Origin of the sequence: Paracoccus sp. SM22M-07, from assembly GCF_001887735.1 — a bacterium.
Taxonomy (GTDB): domain Bacteria; phylum Pseudomonadota; class Alphaproteobacteria; order Rhodobacterales; family Rhodobacteraceae; genus Paracoccus.
Window position 1 is genome coordinate 61,924 of sequence record NZ_JPKW01000003.1, and the last position, 17,804, is coordinate 79,727.

General features: G+C 65.9%; 15 protein-coding genes and 1 other annotated feature. Of the genes, 7 read left to right on the plus strand and 8 right to left on the minus strand.

Going from position 1 to position 17,804, the window contains the following annotated elements:
• Positions 1-54: 54 nt before the first annotated feature.
• The gene (locus IE00_RS05305; protein WP_072296055.1) at positions 55-1,446 is read right to left on the minus strand and encodes a diguanylate cyclase; all 1,392 of its coding nucleotides are present in this window, start codon (positions 1,444-1,446) and stop codon (positions 55-57) included.
• A gap of 112 nt (positions 1,447-1,558) precedes the next feature.
• On the opposite strand from IE00_RS05305, the gene IE00_RS05310 reads away from it, so the two are divergent.
• The 3 genes from IE00_RS05310 to IE00_RS05320 are packed head-to-tail and all read left to right on the plus strand — an operon-like array spanning position 1,559 to position 3,465.
• Positions 1,559-1,849 carry a DUF3572 family protein gene (locus tag IE00_RS05310; RefSeq protein ID WP_072296056.1) on the plus strand — a complete coding sequence of 97 codons (291 nt, stop codon included), beginning with the start codon at positions 1,559-1,561 and terminating at the stop codon, positions 1,847-1,849.
• 57 nt (positions 1,850-1,906) lie between these two features.
• On the plus strand, positions 1,907-2,473 hold the full coding sequence (locus tag IE00_RS05315) for a heme NO-binding domain-containing protein (protein ID WP_072296057.1): 567 nt from the start codon (positions 1,907-1,909) through the stop codon (positions 2,471-2,473).
• The gene (locus IE00_RS05320; protein WP_072296058.1) at positions 2,470-3,465 is read left to right on the plus strand and encodes a GGDEF domain-containing protein; all 996 of its coding nucleotides are present in this window, start codon (positions 2,470-2,472) and stop codon (positions 3,463-3,465) included. The genes IE00_RS05315 and IE00_RS05320 overlap by 4 nt, the downstream gene beginning before the upstream one ends.
• Before the next feature lie 387 nt (positions 3,466-3,852).
• On the opposite strand, the gene IE00_RS05325 is transcribed toward IE00_RS05320, so the two are convergent.
• From IE00_RS05325 to trpS, 3 genes are all read right to left on the minus strand, one after another.
• The gene (locus tag IE00_RS05325; protein ID WP_139291334.1) at positions 3,853-4,710 is read right to left on the minus strand and encodes a universal stress protein; all 858 of its coding nucleotides are present in this window, start codon (positions 4,708-4,710) and stop codon (positions 3,853-3,855) included.
• Between the two features lie 11 nt (positions 4,711-4,721).
• The gene (locus tag IE00_RS05330) at positions 4,722-6,218 is read right to left on the minus strand and encodes a SulP family inorganic anion transporter (RefSeq protein ID WP_072296060.1); all 1,497 of its coding nucleotides are present in this window, start codon (positions 6,216-6,218) and stop codon (positions 4,722-4,724) included.
• A 69-nt stretch (positions 6,219-6,287) separates the two neighbouring features.
• Positions 6,288-6,343: a sequence feature (sul1 is cis-regulatory element that is thought to sense ions involved in sulfur or methionine metabolism; They are found in Alphaproteobacteria), on the minus strand.
• A 126-nt stretch (positions 6,344-6,469) separates the two neighbouring features.
• Positions 6,470-7,504 (minus strand): tryptophan--tRNA ligase, encoded by a 1,035-nt coding sequence (gene trpS, locus IE00_RS05335; protein ID WP_072296061.1) that lies wholly within the window; start codon positions 7,502-7,504, stop codon positions 6,470-6,472.
• Positions 7,505-7,580: 76 nt separating this feature from the next.
• Here trpS and IE00_RS05340 point away from each other — a divergent pair, with 76 nt between their 5' ends.
• Positions 7,581-8,282, plus strand: coding sequence for a rhomboid family intramembrane serine protease (locus IE00_RS05340; protein WP_072296062.1), 702 nt, complete (start codon positions 7,581-7,583; stop codon positions 8,280-8,282).
• Here IE00_RS05340 and murJ read toward each other — a convergent pair.
• The 3 genes from murJ to IE00_RS05355 are packed head-to-tail and all read right to left on the minus strand — an operon-like array spanning position 8,273 to position 13,818.
• The gene (gene murJ / locus IE00_RS05345; protein WP_072296063.1) at positions 8,273-9,808 is read right to left on the minus strand and encodes a murein biosynthesis integral membrane protein MurJ; all 1,536 of its coding nucleotides are present in this window, start codon (positions 9,806-9,808) and stop codon (positions 8,273-8,275) included. The genes IE00_RS05340 and murJ overlap by 10 nt on opposite strands.
• Entirely contained in the window at positions 9,805-12,582 is a 2,778-nt protein-coding gene (locus IE00_RS05350) for a [protein-PII] uridylyltransferase (protein WP_170864098.1), read from the minus strand. The genes murJ and IE00_RS05350 overlap by 4 nt, the downstream gene beginning before the upstream one ends.
• 27 nt (positions 12,583-12,609) lie before the next feature.
• Positions 12,610-13,818 (minus strand): penicillin-binding protein activator, encoded by a 1,209-nt coding sequence (locus IE00_RS05355; protein WP_072296064.1) that lies wholly within the window; start codon positions 13,816-13,818, stop codon positions 12,610-12,612.
• 111 nt (positions 13,819-13,929) lie between these two features.
• Between IE00_RS05355 and rsmI the strand changes: the two genes are divergently transcribed.
• From rsmI to gshB, 3 genes are all read left to right on the plus strand, one after another.
• Positions 13,930-14,838, plus strand: coding sequence for a 16S rRNA (cytidine(1402)-2'-O)-methyltransferase (rsmI, locus tag IE00_RS05360; protein ID WP_072296065.1), 909 nt, complete (start codon positions 13,930-13,932; stop codon positions 14,836-14,838).
• A complete protein-coding gene (locus IE00_RS05365) occupies positions 14,838-15,203 on the plus strand; it encodes a YraN family protein (RefSeq protein WP_072296066.1) in 366 nt (121 codons plus the stop codon). The genes rsmI and IE00_RS05365 overlap by 1 nt, the downstream gene beginning before the upstream one ends.
• Before the next feature lie 66 nt (positions 15,204-15,269).
• Entirely contained in the window at positions 15,270-16,220 is a 951-nt protein-coding gene (gshB, locus tag IE00_RS05370) for a glutathione synthase (RefSeq protein WP_072296067.1), read from the plus strand.
• On the opposite strand, the gene IE00_RS05375 is transcribed toward gshB, so the two are convergent.
• Complete coding sequence (locus IE00_RS05375; protein WP_072296068.1) at positions 16,217-17,731, minus strand: YifB family Mg chelatase-like AAA ATPase; 1,515 nt, start codon at positions 17,729-17,731, stop codon at positions 16,217-16,219. The two genes, gshB and IE00_RS05375, sit on opposite strands and share 4 nt — an antisense overlap.
• Positions 17,732-17,804: the final 73 nt, after the last annotated feature.

Sequence of the window (17,804 nt, forward strand, 5' to 3'; positions counted from 1 at the left end):
CGTCTGCCCGGTGTCGCCAATCTAGGCATTCGGGGCCGGCTTTGAAAGTGCCCGTCAAGCGGCTTGATCGGGACGCGAGCATATGACGCGGTTGCGCCCGGAGCCCTTCGCGACCAACAGGGCCTGATCGGCACGTTCCAGCGTCATGCGGGCGACCTGGTCGGGCCAGCCGTCGCATTGCATCGGCGCCACCGTCGCCACCCCGATCGAGGCCGTGACCGCGATCTGGCCGCCACCGGTGATCTGGGGCAGGGTGACGGGACGTTGGGCGATGGCCTTGCGCAGGCGTTCGGCCACGTTCAGCGCATGGTCCTGAGAGCAGTCGGGAATGACGCCAAGGAACTCTTCTCCGCCCATGCGCGCAGCCAGGCCCGAAGGGCCCAGGGCGGCACGGAACCTGGTCGCGATTTCGGTCAGGACGGCGTCGCCGGCACTGTGGCCGTACCCGTCATTGACCTGTTTGAAATGATCCAGGTCCATGACGAAGACCGCAAAGCCTTGGTGGCCCAATAGGGCATCGCGGGTGATCGCCGACAGTTTCGGGATGGCATAGCGGCGGTTGTAAAGCCCCGTCAGCGGATCGGTCATGGCCCAGACCATGTTGCGCTGCGCCTCGGCGCGGCGTTCGTCGCCGCGGGTCTTGCGCGACAACAGCATCTGCAGGGACATGGCGGCGGCGCCCGCCGCCTCGGGGCCGCCCAGATCGTGGGGGACGACGTCGCTGGCGCCCAGATCCAGCGCGAAAGCGGCCAATTCCTCGCAATCGGGGCCGATGGCAACGACGAAACCCGCGTCGCGCGATCCCTGTCGCGACCGCAGTTCCGACAGCAGGCGCAATCCGTCCCCCTGTGTCCGCAGATCGACCGAGATCAGATAGACGTCGGCATTGCGTCCCGCGGTGGCCGCTGCCAAGGCTTCGTCCGGGTCCATGATGTCAAAGCGGCAGGACATCCGTTCGGCCAGCAGCTGGCGCCAGCGTTGGGCGCGCGCCGGGGCATCGGCGATCAGGACGATCTGGGGCTTCTTGGCATGCGTGAAGGCCGCGACAGGTTCCGCCATGCCAAGTTCGGGGCTGTGGGCGGGTTCGACGTCGCGCAGGATGCCACGGACCCGGGCCATCAGCATCTGATCCTCGACCTGCGGGGATAGGGTCGCAATCGCACCGGCCTGCAAGGCGGCCAGGCGCTGCGGCCCCTGGACCAGCATCATCACGGGGATGTCGTCCGTACGCGGATCGCGGGTCAGCGTGCGGCATGTCTCGATCAGCGATCCATCGCCCGGTTCACCCCCCAGGATGATCAGTCCCGGCCGCGACCGTTCGACGGCCATGAAGATTTCGGCGATGCTGCTGACAGCCTCGACCTCATAGCAGACCGACGCAAGCCGGACCTTCAATGTGATGCGGGCGGTTGCCACGGCATCTGCGACAAGGATACGAGCCGTCATCTACCCATCCAGCGAGTCTCGACATCAGAGCTTCAATTTCGTCTCAAATGTTTAACAAATTGTTTCCGCCCGGGTGGCTGGCGGATATTTTCGACCAAAGGACAGCATCCACATGGCTTATACCCCCGAACAGGCACGCGAACTGGCGACCGAAATCCTGCTGGCGCTGGCCGAGCGTCCTGACGATCTGGTTCATTTCATGGGGGCAAGCGGGCTGGAGGCCGATGACCTGCGTCAGCTGTCGCAGCGTCCTGACATCGCCGTTTTCCTGCTGGATTTCGTCGTCGAGAGCGACGAACGCATCCACGAATTCGCCGACGCCCTTCGGCTGCGTCCGCAGGACGTGATGGCGGCGCGCACGGCATTGGCCGGGCCGGGCAGCTATGGCTGGGAAATGGACTGATCCGTTTGCGATTTATTCACCCCCTCTTGCTAGCGTCGATGCGAATCGAGGTGTGGCATGAACTCATTGATAAACCGCGGGATCGAGGAATTCCTCAGGACGACCTATGGTGACGACCTGGTCAAGGCCGTCGCGGAAGAAGCGGAGGTAGCCCAGGCTTCGGTGGCGCCATTGGGGGCGGGGTTTGGCGCCGATGCCCTGCAGCGCGCCGCGTTTCGGATGTCCAAGCCGCATAGCGAGATGCTGGAGGATATGGGCGCCTGGATGACCCGGATCGAGGCGGTGCGGCGGCTGCTTCGATTTTCGGGCCGCGATTTCAAGGATTTCCTGCTGCGTCTGGAAGAATTGCCGGGCCGCGCGCATCTGGTGCTGCCCAGCCTGCGGGTGCCGCGCCTGCAGGTCGATGCGAATGATCAGGCGTTCTGGGTCCTGATGCTGGATCACGACAGGACATGGCAATTTCTTCTGGTTGGGGTGATCCGGGGGATGGCGGATGATTACGGGGCGCTTTGCCTGATTTCGGTCGAAGATCAGGCCATCCGGATCGAGGTCTGGGATGAGAAATTTGCCGAAGGGCGCCTGTTCTCGATCCAGCACGGCACGGCAGAACAGGGGCGGGCATGAGGGACGCGGTCGTAAACCTGCCGGTCGAGGCGTTGGCCCAGCTGATGCCGATGCATATGATCGTGAATGATCGCGGGGCGGTGCTCTCGGTCGGGCCGACATTGCTGAAGCTGGTGCCGGGCCTTGGGTCGGGCTTGCATGGATGCCTTGTCAGTGGCCGGGCCGGGCAGGGGGCCGAGGCGATCGACGCCATTCGCAATGCGGTCGACCGTGGACTGCGCCTGTTCCTGCGCGTCCAGCATATCGCCGATCTGGTGCTGCGGGGTCACGGCGTGCGTCTGTCGGACGGAACCATGCTGGTCAATCTGGGCTTCGGCATCGGTCTGACCCGCGCGATCCGCACGGCCCATCTGACCGATGCCGATTTCGCGCCAAGCGACCTGGCGATGGAACTGTTGTTTCTGCAGGAAGCCAACCGCGGCGTCCTGAACGAGCTGTCGCGCTTCAACCATCAGCTGGCCGCCGCCCGTGAAGTGGCGTTGCTGCAGGCGCAGACCGACCCCCTGACCGGTTTGGGCAACCGCCGTGCGCTGGAAGGCGCGCTGGCCATCGCCATGCGCCGCAGCGGCGACGAACGCCAGGACAGGCTCACGCCATTCGCCTTGCTGCACATGGATCTGGACCATTTCAAGCAGGTCAACGACCGCCTTGGCCACAAGGCGGGTGATGACCTGTTGCGCGACGTGGGCAAGGTCCTGCACGGCCTGGTCCGCAAGGAAGACATGGCGGCGCGCATCGGGGGCGATGAATTCGTGCTGATCCTGCGTGGCATGGTCTGCCCGGCGGCCATCGCGCAGGTGGCCGAACGCCTGATCGGCAGCATCCGTGACCTGTCGCCTCCGCAGCTGACCGACCTGCATGTTTCGGCCAGCATCGGTGTCGTTATCTGGCATCACGACCGCTTTGAAACACCCGAGACATTGCTGGATATGGCAGATGCGGCCCTTTACGCATCCAAGCGGAAAGGTCGGGGTTGTGCAACGATCGCTTAGGCGAATGGCGCCGCCTGTTTCCGGTCCACCTTGAACAGGTCTGCGAAGCCGTTCGTGGCCATGGCATAGGAGGGTTGAAGGATGACCTGTCTGCCGCCATTCCCGCGGGCCCATTGGCATACGAGGCGAGCAGCAGTCTGACGGTTACCAAAACGGGGCGCTGATTCAATCTTTTGCAGCGAGGAACTGGTGACAGGCATGACCCTTGGTCTGGTTGCCGATACGGGGGCGCTGCGCCATCGATATTCCAGCGCGGGTTAAGTCCTCATCCGTTTATAGCCTGCGCGGCAGATCGTTTGCACTTACACCGCTGCCCACCGTCCGTGGACAACAAAGCCGCGCCCGATCAGGGGCGCGGCATAGGGGTAGATGCTGAGAACCAGGTTTTCAGCGGAACAGAAGCACAGGCAGCTTGCAGGCAATCAGCATCTGCGTCGTTGTCGACCCGATGATCATGCTGCGGATGCGACTGTGGCCATAGGCGCCCATGACCAGCAGATCATACCCCTCGGACTCGATCCGTTCAGCCAGGGCGGTTTCGGCTGACCCTGCCAGGACGCAGACGTCGGCGCGCAGGCCGGCGGCCCTGAGGCGCAGCAGACCTTCGTCCAACGTATCGCGGGCGTTGTTGCCGCTGTTGCCGGCCATCGCCAGTTCGATCTGCAGATCCTTGAAGACGGGGCTGTTGGCGATGTGCTGCACCGCCTTCAGGGCCGAATTGCCGCCGTCGAATGCCACCAGCACCTTCCGGATCGGCTTGAATGCCCGGGACGCGACCAGCACCGGCTTGCGCGCCGAGCGCACGATCCGTTCCAGGTTCGACCCCAGATGGCCCTTGGCGAAATCCGCGGCCGCGCCGCGCTTGCCGATGACGATCAGGCGGGTGTCGGGGGCATCGTTGCCGACGGCCCGTTCGATCAGATCGCCCTGTTCCAGCCGGGTCGTGACGCCCGTCGCGCCGGCGCCTTCGGTCAGCTGCCGTGCATCCTCCAGAAGGGCGCGTCCGGCGTCGTTGGCGATGCGGGCGCGTTGGGCGTCCAGGGTCGCCAGCTCTTCCAGCAGTGCCGTCCGGGCACCCAGCCGGATTGCGCCGGACAGATCCTGCGGCCCGGCCGCTTCGCGGCGCCCCATCACATGCAACAGCTGGATCGGCGCGCCGGTCAGGCGTGACACCCAGGCCGCATGTTCGCAGACCGAAGTTGCATAGCCCGAGCCGTCGACCAGCGCGATGATGTTGTCGGTCATGATCATCCCCCTCAATGCGCCATCAGTTTATCCATTGCGCCGGGCTTGTCATGCTCTGCGAGCTTGTCGACGATGGTTTCGGATGCCTCGTTCATGCCGATCAGCTGCACCTCGGCCCCGTCGCGCCGGAACTTCAGGATGGCCATGTCCAGCGCCTGCACCGAACTGATGTCCCAGATATGGGCGCCGCTGACATCGATGATCACGCGGTCCAGCGCCTCGGAGAAGTCGAAGGCCGCCATGAAATCCTCGACCGAGCCGTAAAACATCTGTCCCTCGACGATATAGCGGCGTTCGCGCCCATCCTCGGACAGCGTCGAGCGGACGCGGAACAGCTGGGCGATCTTGGCGGCAAAGAAGATGCCGGACAACAGCACGCCGACCAGCACACCGATCGCCAGGTTGTGGGTCCAGACGACCACGGCCACCGTCGCCAGCATCACGATGGAGGAGGAACGCGGGTGCGAGCGAAGGTTGCCGATGGACGACCAGCTGAAGGTGCCGATCGACACCATGATCATGATCGCGACCAAGGCAGGCATCGGGATCTGGCTGACCAGATCGCCCAAGCCCACCACCAGGATCAGCAGGAAGACCCCCGCCACAAACGAGGAGAGGCGCCCGCGACCGCCGGATTTGACATTGATCATCGACTGCCCGATCATCGCGCAGCCCGCCATGCCGCCGATGAAGCCCGTGGCCGTATTGGCCAGGCCCTGACCGATGCATTCCTGGTTGCGGTTGGACCGGGTGTCGGTCAGTTCGTCCACCAGGTTCTGGGTCATCAGGCTTTCCAGCAGACCCACGATGGCCACCGCCACCGAATAGGGCAGGATGATCCGCAGCGTCTCCAGGTTCAGCGGCACATCGGGCAGCAGGAAGATCGGCAGCGTATCGGGCAGCGCACCCATGTCGCCCACGGTCCGCACGTCCCAGCCCAGCAGCATCGCCAGCGCCGTCATCACCACGATGGTCACCAGCGGCGACGGGATCGCCTTGGTCAGATAGGGGAAGAGATAGATGATCGCCAGTGACGCCGCGACCAGCAGATAGGTGAACCAGGTGACGCCGGGGGTGGCAAGGTCCAGTTCCGGCAGCTGCGCCATGAAGATCAGGATCGCCAGCGCGTTCACAAAGCCGGTCATCACCGATTTCGACACGAAGCGCATGACGAAGCCCAGCCTCAGCATCCCGCAGACGATCTGGATCAGGCCGGCAAGCACCGTCGCCGCCAGCAGATATTGCAGCCCGTGATCGGCCACCAGCGTGACCATCAGCACCGCCGTGGCCGCGGTGGCAGCGGAAATCATGCCCGGCCGACCGCCGGTGATGGCGGTGATCACCGCGATGGAAAAGCTGGCATAAAGCCCCACCTTGGGATCAACGCCCGCGATGATGGAAAAGGCGATGGCCTCGGGGATCAGGGCAAGGGCGACCACCAGTCCCGAAAGGATATCGGGGCGGATATTGCCAAACCATTCCTGTTTGTAGCGTTCGATTGAAAACATGGATCATCCGTTCCTGACCGTTGCGGCGCCATTCGCGCCGGGGTCCGTCGTGCAAGTCTGCAAGGTTCGATTTGTCCGGCGGATCGGCGGCCGGAAGAGCCACCCGGATTCTCACCGGGTCCAGTCGTTTGACTGGCTGATAGCCGTAACCTGTGCGTGATCGCAAGCCTTCGGGCGAAAATCCTGTCTGAAACGGACGAAACCGCCGCTCCTTGCGGAATGGCGGTCACGTTTCGGGCAATTGGCAGGCTTCAGCGGCGGGTGCGCAGCAGGCCCATGATTTCTTTGGTTCGGTCCAGGATCGGCCGGGCAATGGCGTCGGCGCGGTCGGCGCCATCCGCAAGGACCGCATCGATCTGGGCCGGATCGGCCATGTATTCCGACATCTTGCGGGTGATGGGGGCCATCGCCTCGACCGCGACTTCGGCCAAAGCAGGCTTGAAGGCTCCGAAACCCTGACCCTCGAACCGCGCCAACACCTGGTCGGGGGTCTCATCGGCAAGGGCCGCATAGATGTTGACCAGGTTGCGTGCCTCGGGGCGGTCCTTCAGGCCGTCCATCTGGCCGGGCAGGGGATCGGCATCGGTCCGCGCCTTGCGGATCTTCTGGGCGATGGTGTCGGCATCGTCGGTCAGGTTGATCCGGCTGGCATCCGACGGGTCCGATTTCGACATCTTCTTGGACCCGTCGCGCAGGGACATGACGCGGGTGGCCACGCCCTCGATCAGGGGTTCGGTGATGGGGAAATGGTTGACGCCGTAATCGTGGTTGAACTTGGCCGCGATGTCGCGGGTCAGTTCCAGGTGCTGCTTCTGATCCTCGCCCACGGGAACGGCGGTCGCCTGATAGGTCAGGATGTCGGCGGCCATCAGCGCCGGATAGGCCAGAAGGCCAAGGCTGGCGTTTTCGCTGTTCTTGCCGGCCTTGTCCTTGAACTGGGTCATCCGGTACATCCAGCCGACGCGGGCCACCGTGTTGAACAGCCATGCCATTTCCGCATGGGCACTGACCTGGCTCTGGTTGAACAGGATCGACTGCGCGGGGTCCACCCCCGAGGCCATGAAGGCCGCCGCCGCCTCGCGCGTGCGCGACAACAGCACCTGCGGGTCCTGCCAGACGGTGATCGCATGCAGGTCGACGACGCAATAGACGGTTTCGGCCTGATCGCCCTGAAGGGCCGCGAAACGCTTCAGCGCGCCCAGGTAGTTGCCAAGCGTCAACCCGCCCGAGGGCTGGATCCCCGAAAAGATGCGCGGGCGGAAGGTGCTGTTGGTGGGTTCTGACATGACCGGCCTGCCTTGGAATTTCCTGGCCGCTGGCTTAGCGGTTGGGGGAAACTTCCGCAACCGCCAAGGAAACGCCATGCGTCAAGGCCTGACCGAATCTCCGCTGAACCCGCTGCCGCCCGTGATCTGGTTGCTGACCCTGCCCGTCATCGCCTCCGAGGCGGCCTTTGCCCTGGGGCAGGCGGGCTTTCTGGGTGGTGCCGAGGGCGTGGGCCTGCGCCTGAACGCCATCCGCATGACGGCGCTGCCCCCCGAACTGTTCCAGCGCGTCTGGACCTTTGGCGCCTTCGACCTGGACCAGATGTACCGGGCGCTGTCCTTCAGCTTTGTCCACACGTCCTTGACGCATGCGCTGTTCGTGGTGGTCTTCACGCTGGCGCTTGGCAATCTGGTGGCCCAGCAGTTCCGGCCCCTGGCCGTCGTCGCGCTGTTTCTGGGATCGGCCATCGGGGGGGCATTGATCTATGCGGCGGTGCTGCAGGTCGTTGGCGCGCGGCCGTCACTGCTGATCGGGGGCTATCCGGCCGTCTATGGCCTGGTGGGCGCATTCACCTTCCTGCTGTGGACCAAGCTGGCGGCGGTGAACGCCAACCGCCTGCGGGCCTTCAGCCTGATCGGCGTGCTTCTGGCCTTCCAGCTGGTCTTCGGCCTGGTCTTCGGCGGCGCAGGAACCGGCTGGATCGCCGAAGTGGCGGGCTTTGCCACCGGGTTCCTGCTCAGCTTCGTGCTGGTCGATGGCGGGATGCAGCGGGCGCTGACGCAGATGCGTCAGCGCTGACCCCGGCGGATGGCGGCCTTCAGTTCGGACAGGCGATAGGCCCCGGTGATGAACGCCAACGAGAAATAGATCGCCGCCCCGCCAAAGACCAGGATTGCCAGCCCGACGCCCCGACCGGTTCCCGCAGCCTCCAACCACTGGCGCATGCCCCAAAGGGCCGCGGCCATCAGCACCGACGCCACCAGGATGCGCGGAAAGGCCCGGACCAGCCGCGCATCGGCCCGCGCCGCCTGGCCCATGTCGCGCGTCCCGAGCCACAGCTGGGCCACCATCACCCAGGCCGCGATCGTCGTGCCAAGCGCCGCCGCCAGAAAGCCCAGGAACGGCATCAGGCTGAAGGCCGCGACCGCGTTCACCACCATTGAAATGACGGCAAAGCGCAGCGGCGTGCGGGTGTCTTCACGCGCGAAGAACAGCGGCTGCAGGATCTTTTGCAGCACGAAGGCGGGCAGGCCGATCGCATAGACGATCAGCGCCGCCGCCGTCTGCTGGGTGTCGAAGGCGGAAAACGCCCCGCGCTGGAACAGGGTCGCCACCATGGGTTCGGCGATGACGGCGATGGCAAAGGCCGCCGGAAGGGTCAGGAACAGGCCGAATTCCGTCGCGCGGCTATAGGCCGACTGGCCGCCTGCGTGATCATCGGCGCGGATCCGACGCGCCAGTTCCGGCAGCAGAACGACCGCAACAGCCGCACCGACGACGCCAAGCGGCAGCTGATACAGGCGGTCGGAATAGGACAGCCAGCCGATCGCCCCGTCAAAGCGTGATCCGACCTGACGACCGACCAGCAGGTTGATCTGCACCACGCCGCCCGCAAAGGCCGCAGGCAGGGCCACGGCGATCAGGCGGCGCATGTCGGGGGTCAGGCGCGGACGGCGCGGGTGGAAGGTCCAGCCGCTGCGATGCGCATCCCACCAGACCAGCGCCAGCTGGGCGATGCCCGTGACCGGCGTGGCCCAAGCCAACGTCAGCCCCAGGTCCCAGCCCTGCCAGCGTCCCAGACCCATCGCCACGATGAACAACAGGTTCAGCAGCACCGGTGCCGCCGCCGCTGCCGTGAAGCGTCCATTGGCGTTCAGCACCCCTGAAATCATCGAGGCCATCGAGATCAGCAGGATATAGGGGAAGGTGATCCTCCCGTATTCCACCGCCAGATCAAAGCGCTCGTCGCCCGCGAAACCCGACGCCATCAGCCAGACCAGCCCCGGCATGAAGATCATCGCCAGGGCCGACAGGACCATCACCGCCGCCAGCAGTCCAGAAAACGCTTCGGATGCAAAGCGCTGCGCCTGCGCGTGATCTTCCAGCTTTTTCGAGAACATCGGCACGAAGGCGGTGTTGAACGCCCCTTCGGCAAAGAAGCGGCGGAACATGTTGGGCAGCGACAGCGCGATCAGGAACGCCTCGGCCACGGGGCCGGTGCCCAGCCATGCCGCCATCAGGATGTCGCGCACAAAGCCCGACGCACGCGAAATCAGCGTCCAGCTTCCCACTGCCAGGAAGCCACGCACCAGTCCGGATTTCATCCCTGTTCCGCCTCTGCCCGTTTCACGCCGTCGGCGATCGCCGTCCGCAGTTTCTTTTCCAGCGCCTCGCGTTTCGAGGCGCTGTGGAGTTTCAGACCGAACATGTCCTTGACATAGAAGCTGTCGACGACCTGCGCCCCGAAGGTGGCGATCACCGCGCTGACGATCTGGATATGGTTCGAGGCCAGCGTCCGCGTCAGGTCGTAGAGCAGGCCCGGACGGTCGCGGGTATCGACCTCGACGATGGTATAGATGTCGCTGCCTTCGTTGTCGAAGGTGATATGGGTCGGGAACCTGAACTCGCGGTTGCGCTTTTTCGGCTTGTCGCGGGTTGCGAAAGCCTCGCGCGCGACGATTTCGCCGCTCAGCGTGCGCAGGATGGTCTGGCGCAGCTTGGGCAGGCGGTCTTCGGCAAAGGGATGGCCCTCGGCGTCCTGGACCCAGAAGACGGCGGTCGCATAGCCGTCGCGCGTCGTATAGGTCCGCGCATCGACCACGTTGGCGCCCGTCAGGGTCAGCGCCCCGGCCAGCCGCGAAAAGATGCCCGGATGGTCCGACAGCACGAAGGCGGTGCGCGTCGCGTCGCGATCGGGATCGGCGCGCAGGTCGATGCGGATTTCGTCCGGTCCGATGCCGCGCAGCAATTCGGCAAAGACCGCGTGGGATTGCGTCGGCAGGCCGGGCCAATAGGCGTCGTAATGGCGCGCGATCTCGGCGCGGATGGCGCGGGCGTCCCAGCCCTTGGCGACCAGCATGTGGCGAAGCGACCGCTTGGCCTCGTTCTGGCGCTTGTCGCGGTTCAGCTCCTCCAGCCCGTTTTCCAGGGCGGCGGCGGTTTCCTGGTGCAGCGTGCGCAGCAGCGCCGCCTTCCAGTTGTTCCAGGTGCCGGGGCCCACGCCACGGATGTCGCAGACCGTCAGCACCAGCAGCATGTCCAGCCGCTTGCGGGTCTTCACCGCCTTGGCGAAATCGCGCAGCGTGCGGGGGTCGCTGATGTCGCGTTTCTGCGCCACGTCCGACATCAGCAGGTGGTTGCGCACCAGCCATTCGACCGTGTCGATATCTTCCTGGTTGAAGCCGAAACGCGTGGCGATGCGCCGCGCGATGCGTGCGCCCAGGATCGAATGATCCTCGGGGCGGCCCTTGCCGATATCGTGCAGCAGCGTTGCCAGATACAGCACCCGGCGGTTCACGCCCGCCTCGATGATCTGGCTGGACAGGGGCAGGTTCTCGGGGTGTTCGCCGCGCTCGATCTCGGCCAGGGCGGCGATGCACTGGATGGAATGTTCGTCGACGGTATAGTGGTGATAGACGTTGAACTGCATCATCGCCACCACGGGTTCGAATTCCGGGATGAAGGCGGCCAGAACGCCCAGTTCGTTCATGCGGCGCAGGGCCCGTTCGGGATTTCCATGCTTCAGCAGCATGTCCATGAAGATGCGGATCGCCTCGGGGTCGGACTGGACCTTGTCGTCGATGACATCCAGATTGGCGGCGACAAGGCGCATCGCATCGGGATGGATCAGCACGCCCGTCCTCAGCGCTTCCTCGAAGATGCGCAGCAGGTTCAGCGGATCGGCCAGGAAGGTCGCTTCGGATTCATAAGAAAGGCGGCCCTGCTGATCAACAAATCCCGGCCTCATCTTGCGCTTGCGCCTGAACAGGCGCCCCAGGAACGGTGCTGTGCGCACATGCTGGGTTTCCAGCGCGGCCAGAAAGACGCGGGTCAGTTCGCCCACGCGCGTGGCATGGCGGAAATAATCCTGCATGAAATATTCGACGCCGCGGCGGGCGGTGGTGTCGGCGTAACCCATGCGGCGGGCGACCTCGACCTGCATGTCGAAGGCCAGCACATCCACCGGACGCCCCGAGATCAGGTGCAGGTGGCAGCGGACGGCCCAGAGGAAATCCTCGGCCTGCCAGAAGGCCAGATGTTCGTCGCGCGAAAAGACGCCCAGGTCGACCAGTTCGACCGCACGATCGACGCGGTGGATGTATTTGGCGATCCAGTAAAGCGTCTGGAGGTCGCGCAGGCAGCCCTTGCCCTCCTTGACGTTGGGCTCCAGGACATAGCGCTGTCCACCTTGGCGCACGTGACGCGCGGCGCGTTCTTCCAGTTTCGCCTCGATGAATTCGGGGACGGTTCGGTCGAACAGCTCGTCCCACAGCCGCTGGCGCAATTCCTGGGCCAGGGGCGCATGGCCCGTTACCAGCCGGTGTTCCACCAGCGAGGTGCGGATCGTCATGTCGCCTTCGCCAAGGCGCAGGCAGTCGTCCACGCTGCGGATCGAATGGCCGATCTTCAGCTTCAGGTCCCACAGCATGTAGAGCATCGATTCCACGACGCTTTCGGCCCAGCCGGTGATCTTCCAGGGCGTCAGGAACAGCAGATCCACATCGGATGCGGGCGCCATTTCGGCCCGGCCATAGCCGCCCACGGCCAGAACGGCCAGCCGTTCGCCCTCGGACGGGGCATCCAGCGGGTGCAGTCGGGTGACCGCGACATGATGGACGGCGGTGACGATCTGGTCGGTCAGGTTGGCGATGGCGCGCACCGTTTCGCGGGCGGCACGGGGATGGGTCGCAAAGGATGCCTCGATCGCTTGCATCCCGTCGGCGCGGGCCTGCATCAGCAAGGCGACGGTTTCGCTGCGGATGCGGCGGGGTTCGTCGATATCCTGCAGGCGCGCGTCCAGCGCCCGCAGAAGCTCGTCCCCGTCACGGGAAAATTGCGCCCCGGTCATGTCCGGGGCGCCGTCGGTGACGCCGTTCATTGCCATGTCTTGTCGTGCCGTTTCCGTTTACGATCCGAACCCGCGGGTGGTGCGCGGCGCGGGGTCCAGAATGACCAGCTGGCCGTCGCGGATGGTCGCGACCGACAGGCCCCGCTGCGAGGTGCCGTCACGGTTCAGCCGGAAGATGCCGGCCACGCCCGAAAAGCCTGCGGGCTGGGTCAGGCCGGTCGTGGTCAGCGCATTGCGCTTGCCCGCGCGCACCAGTGAGGCGATGGCCGCGACGCCGTCATAGGACAGCGATGCCAGCTGATGCGGCGCCTCGCCATAGGTTTGGGCATAGCGCGCTTCGAACTGCTGCTGCAGGCCCTGGTCCGGGATGGCGAACCAGCCTTCGGCCAGCTGCGGCATGCCCAGGCGGTCGCGCGGCTGGTCCCAACGGGTCAGGCCCATCATCTGGGTCACGGGCGACCGGACGCCGGCCTTGGCCAGATTCTCGGTCAGATAGGGCAGAACGGCCTGGTTGTTGGCCGTCATGAAGATCGAATCGACCTGGCCGGACTGGACGGCCTCGGCCACGCGCGGGGTCGCCGCATCGATCCCCGAGATCGAGACCGGATGATTGACCCGGCCCGCAAGCCGCGCGCCGTTGCGGGCGATGGCGGTCTGGATGGCGCGTGCGCCCAACTGGCCCGCGACGTCATCCTCAGCCACCAGCAGGACGTTGCGCTTGCCCTGACGGACGCCATAGCGCACCAGCCGATCGGCGATGTTGTCGAAGCTGTTGCCCAAGGTGAAGACGTTGCCGCCCGCGATCTCGGTATTGTTCGAGAAGGTCAGCACGTTGATGTTGCGCGACAGCATGGCGTTGCCGACGGCGTTTGCATTGCCCGCGAAAAGCGGCCCCAGGATGATCTGCGCGCCTGCATCGGCGGCCGCATTGGCCTGGGCGACGGCCTGTGCCTCGGAACCTGCGGTGTCATAGATGCGCAGGTCGATGCTGGCACCTTGGGCGTCCGCCGCCGCCATCTTGGCCGAGTTGCGCAGGCTGCGCGCCAGCCATTCCATCTCTTGCGATGACGTGCCGCCGGGAACCAGCAGCGCGACGCGCACCGGCTGGCCCGGCTCGATCATCTGCCCGATCTCGGGGCCGCTGGCGCGTTCGGTCATGGCGACGGGGTCGCAGGCGGCCAGGAACAGCGCCGCGATCACGGCGGTCGTGCGGGTCACGGCCCGGCGCAGACCCTGTCCGGGCCGGGTTGTGGCGGATGCAAACATGTGAAACTTCCCTGTCAGATGATACGCGGCGTGCTTATGGTGGCAGACTAGGACCTGAGCCCGTGATTGGCAATCAGCGCCACCCCGCAACCGCGACGACAGGAGGGTTCGATGACCGACCGCAACGACCGATTGGATGCCGAAACCCCGCGCCGCCTGACCGCCCATGTCGAGGCCGCGCGCCTTGACGGTGGTCTTTACCTGGTGGCCACCCCGATCGGGGCCGCGCGCGACATCACCCTGCGGGCGCTGGACGTGCTGAACAGCGCCGACATGCTGGCCGCCGAGGATACGCGCGTCCTGCGCCATCTGATGGACATCCACGGCATTCCCCTGCGCGGGCGGCGCATCCTGGCCTATCACGACCACAATGGCGACCGGGCCCGCCCGGCCCTGATGGCGGCCCTGGCCGATGGGGCCAGCGTCGCCTATTGTTCCGATGCAGGAACGCCGCTGGTGGCCGATCCCGGCTATCGGCTGGCGGTGGACGCGGCCGAGGCGGGCGCGCGGGTCCATGCGCTGCCGGGGCCGTCGTCGTCGCTGGTGGCGCTGTCGCTGTCTGGGCTGCCAAGCGATCGGTTCCTGTTCCTGGGTTTTCCGCCCTCGACGGCCACGGCGCGTCAGACCTTCCTGAAAACCTGGACGGCGGTCGATTCGACGCTGATCATGTTCGAAAGCCCGCGCCGGGTGAACCGCACCCTGACCGATCTTGCCGCGATCGACCCGAACCGCATGACCGTCATCGCCCGCGAGCTGACCAAGAAATTCGAGGAGGTCATCCGTGGCACCGCCCGGGACCTGGCCGCCGACCCGCGCATGGCGACCCTGAAGGGCGAGGTCGTGATGGTCCTGGACCGCCCCGGTGAAACGGTCGTGGACGAGGCACAGCTGGACGATGTCATCCAGCGCCACATGGCCAGCATGTCCGTCAAGGATGCCGCGCGCGAGGCCGCGCAGGAACTGGGCCTGCCCAAGCGCGACGTCTATCAGCGCGCCCTGGCGCTGGCCGGGCAGCGCTGATGCGCAGCCGGCGCGGCACGGTCGCGGCGCTGTCGGGACAGATGGCCGAGGATGCCGTCGCCCGCCTGTACCAATCGCGCGGGGCCACGGTGCTGGAAACCCGCTGGCGCGGCGCGGGTGCCGAGATCGACCTGATCCTGCGGGACGGCGAAGACCTGGTCTTTGTCGAGGTCAAGGCCGCCGCGACCCATGCCGCCGCCGCCGGGCGCCTGCTGCCCGCCCAGATGCGCCGCATCATGCAGGCGGCGCAGGATTACTGCGGGCAGGCGGGGCTGGGGCAGGACGCAGCAATGCGGTTCGATGCGGCACTGGTGGACGAAATGGGCCGCATCGACTTGATCGCGAACGCCTTCGACGCCACCTGAGGCCCCTTGGGCTTGCATCCATCCAGACCGCAGGTCACAACAACCTCAAAGTTCAGGAGGGGCAGCATGAGCCTTTACGTCGCCTTGCAGATGGACCCGATCGAAGATGTCTCGATCGACGCCGACAGCACGTTCCGCATCGGGCTGGAGGCCGAGGCCCGCGGCCACCGGCTGTTCCAGTATACCGTGGACCAGTTGCGCTATGACGAAGGCCGCGTCATCGCGCGCGGGCGCCCCGTCACGCTTCGCCGCAAGCAGGGCGACCACGTCACCTTCGGCGATTGGGCCGAGGTCGAGCTGACCGAGTTCGACGTCGTCTGGCTGCGCCAGGACCCGCCCTTCGACATGGGTTACGTCACCTCGACCCATCTGCTGGACCGGGTGCATCCGGGCACGCTGGTCGTGAACGACCCGTTCTGGGTCCGCAACTGTCCCGAAAAGCTGATGGTGCTGGATTTTCCCGACCTGACGCCGCCCACCATGATCGCCCGCGATCCGGCCGCCTTCCGCGCCTTTCGCCAGCGCCACGGCGAGATCATCGTGAAGCCGCTTTACGGCAATGGCGGCGCGGGGGTGTTCCATCTGAAGCCTGGTGATCCGAACCTGTCTTCGCTGCTGGAAACCTTTGCCGGCATGAACCGCGAACCGATGATCGCCCAGAAATACCTGGCGAAGGTGACCGAGGGCGACAAGCGCATCATCCTGGTCGATGGCGAACCCGTCGGCGCGATCAACCGCGTCCCGCTGGAGGGTGAGGCACGGTCCAACATGCATGTCGGCGGTCGCGCCGAACAGATCGGCCTGACCGAACGCGAATACGAGATCTGCAAGCGCATCGGCCCGGTCCTGCGCGAAAAGGGCCTGATCTTTACCGGCATCGACGTCATCGACGGCTGGCTGACGGAAATCAACGTGACATCCCCCACCGGCATCCAGGAGCTGGAGCGGTTCGACGGCATCAACGCCGCCGAGGCCATGTGGGAGGCGATCGAGCGTCGCGTGGCCGAAAAGGCCTAACCGCCGGCGACGAAGGGCAGGCGATAGCTGATCGCCTCGGCCAGGTGGTGGACCTGCACCGGGTCCGATCCTTCCAGATCGGCGATGGTGCGGGCGCTGCGCAAAATGCGGTGATAGCCCCGCGCCGTCAGCCCCAGCCTGTCCGCCGCCTTGGAAATCAGCGCCCGCCCGGCATCGTCGGGCGCGGCGATCTGTTCCAGCAGCGTGCCGGACGCGTCCGCATTCACCGTCACCTGCGGATGATCCCGGAACCGGTCGGCCTGCACCTGCCGCGCCTGCGCCACGCGGGCAGCGACCGTGGCCGAGGTTTCGCCGCCCGCCGCACGGTCCAGATCCTGATAGCTGACGCCCGGCACCTCCAGCCGCAGGTCAAAGCGGTCCATCAGCGGCCCCGAGATCTTGGACATGTAGTCGCCGCCGCAGATCGGCGCCCGCGAACAGGCCCGCGCCGGATCGGCCAGATAGCCGCAGCGGCAAGGGTTCGCCGCGGCGACCAGCAGGAAGCGGCAGGGATAGCGGACATGGGCGTTCGCCCGGGCGACCATTACCTCGCCGCTTTCGATGGGTTGGCGCAGCGTGTCCAGGACCTGGCGGGGAAATTCGGGGAATTCGTCCAAGAACAGCACGCCGTTGTGGGCAAGGCTGATCTGGCCGGGCTTGGCGCCGCGTCCGCCGCCGACGATGGCCGGGACCGATGCCGTGTGGTGGGGTTCCTGAAAGGGTGCGTGCCGGGTGATGCCGCCATCGGGCAGCGTGCCCGCCAGCGAATGGATCATCGAGGTTTCCAGCGCCTCGCGCGCCGACAGGGGCGGCATCAGGCCGGGGATGCGGGCAGCCAGCATGGATTTGCCCGCACCGGGCTGACCGACCATCAGCATGTGGTGACGCCCGGCTGCGGCGATTTCCAGCGCGCGCTTGGCCCGTTCCTGTCCCTTGACCTCGGAGAGGCAGCCGACGGGGGGCGCATCGCCGACCAGGCCGGGACGGGCGGGGGTGATGGGGCTGCGGTCGGTCAGGTGGTCGACGACCTGTTTCAGGGTCTCCGCCGCCAGCACCGGCACCGCGCCGACCCAGGCCGCCTCGGGGCCGCAATCGCGGGGGCAGATCAGTGCGCGGTCGTCTTCGGAGGCGGCCATCGCGGCGGGCAGGGCGCCCGTCACCGTGACCAGCCGCCCGTCCAATGACAGCTCTCCCAGGGCGACGCAGCGCGCGACCTCCTCGGACGGGACGATCTGCAGGGCCGCCAGCACCGCCAGCGCGATGGGCAGGTCGAAATGCGACCCCTCCTTGGGCAGGTTGGCGGGCGACAGGTTCACCGTGATGCGCCTGCTGGGCATGGCGATCGACAGCGCGCCAAAGGCCGCCTTGACCCTTTCGCGTGCCTCGCTGACGGCCTTGTCGGGAAGGCCGACGATGGAAAAACCCGGCAGGCCGGCCGCGACGGCGCATTGCACCTCGACCAGGCGGGCCTCGATGCCGTCGAAGGCAACGGAATAGGCGGTGGCGACCATGCATCCTCCCACGATGTCGCGGAATGGTTAACGGGGCATAGTTAAGGAGGGGTTAACAACCAGCCGCTTCCTT

Coding starts and splice junctions, on each gene's coding strand:
- IE00_RS05305 (WP_072296055.1), bottom strand. CDS start 1,446: ATGACGGCTCGTATCCTTGTCGCAGATGCCGTGGCAACCGCCCGCATC.
- IE00_RS05310 (WP_072296056.1), top strand. CDS start 1,559: ATGGCTTATACCCCCGAACAGGCACGCGAACTGGCGACCGAAATCCTG.
- IE00_RS05315 (WP_072296057.1), top strand. CDS start 1,907: ATGAACTCATTGATAAACCGCGGGATCGAGGAATTCCTCAGGACGACC.
- IE00_RS05320 (WP_072296058.1), top strand. CDS start 2,470: ATGAGGGACGCGGTCGTAAACCTGCCGGTCGAGGCGTTGGCCCAGCTG.
- IE00_RS05325 (WP_139291334.1), bottom strand. CDS start 4,710: ATGACCGACAACATCATCGCGCTGGTCGACGGCTCGGGCTATGCAACT.
- IE00_RS05330 (WP_072296060.1), bottom strand. CDS start 6,218: ATGTTTTCAATCGAACGCTACAAACAGGAATGGTTTGGCAATATCCGC.
- trpS (WP_072296061.1), bottom strand. CDS start 7,504: ATGTCAGAACCCACCAACAGCACCTTCCGCCCGCGCATCTTTTCGGGG.
- IE00_RS05340 (WP_072296062.1), top strand. CDS start 7,581: ATGCGTCAAGGCCTGACCGAATCTCCGCTGAACCCGCTGCCGCCCGTG.
- murJ (WP_072296063.1), bottom strand. CDS start 9,808: ATGAAATCCGGACTGGTGCGTGGCTTCCTGGCAGTGGGAAGCTGGACG.
- IE00_RS05350 (WP_170864098.1), bottom strand. CDS start 12,582: ATGAACGGCGTCACCGACGGCGCCCCGGACATGACCGGGGCGCAATTT.
- IE00_RS05355 (WP_072296064.1), bottom strand. CDS start 13,818: ATGTTTGCATCCGCCACAACCCGGCCCGGACAGGGTCTGCGCCGGGCC.
- rsmI (WP_072296065.1), top strand. CDS start 13,930: ATGACCGACCGCAACGACCGATTGGATGCCGAAACCCCGCGCCGCCTG.
- IE00_RS05365 (WP_072296066.1), top strand. CDS start 14,838: ATGCGCAGCCGGCGCGGCACGGTCGCGGCGCTGTCGGGACAGATGGCC.
- gshB (WP_072296067.1), top strand. CDS start 15,270: ATGAGCCTTTACGTCGCCTTGCAGATGGACCCGATCGAAGATGTCTCG.
- IE00_RS05375 (WP_072296068.1), bottom strand. CDS start 17,731: ATGGTCGCCACCGCCTATTCCGTTGCCTTCGACGGCATCGAGGCCCGC.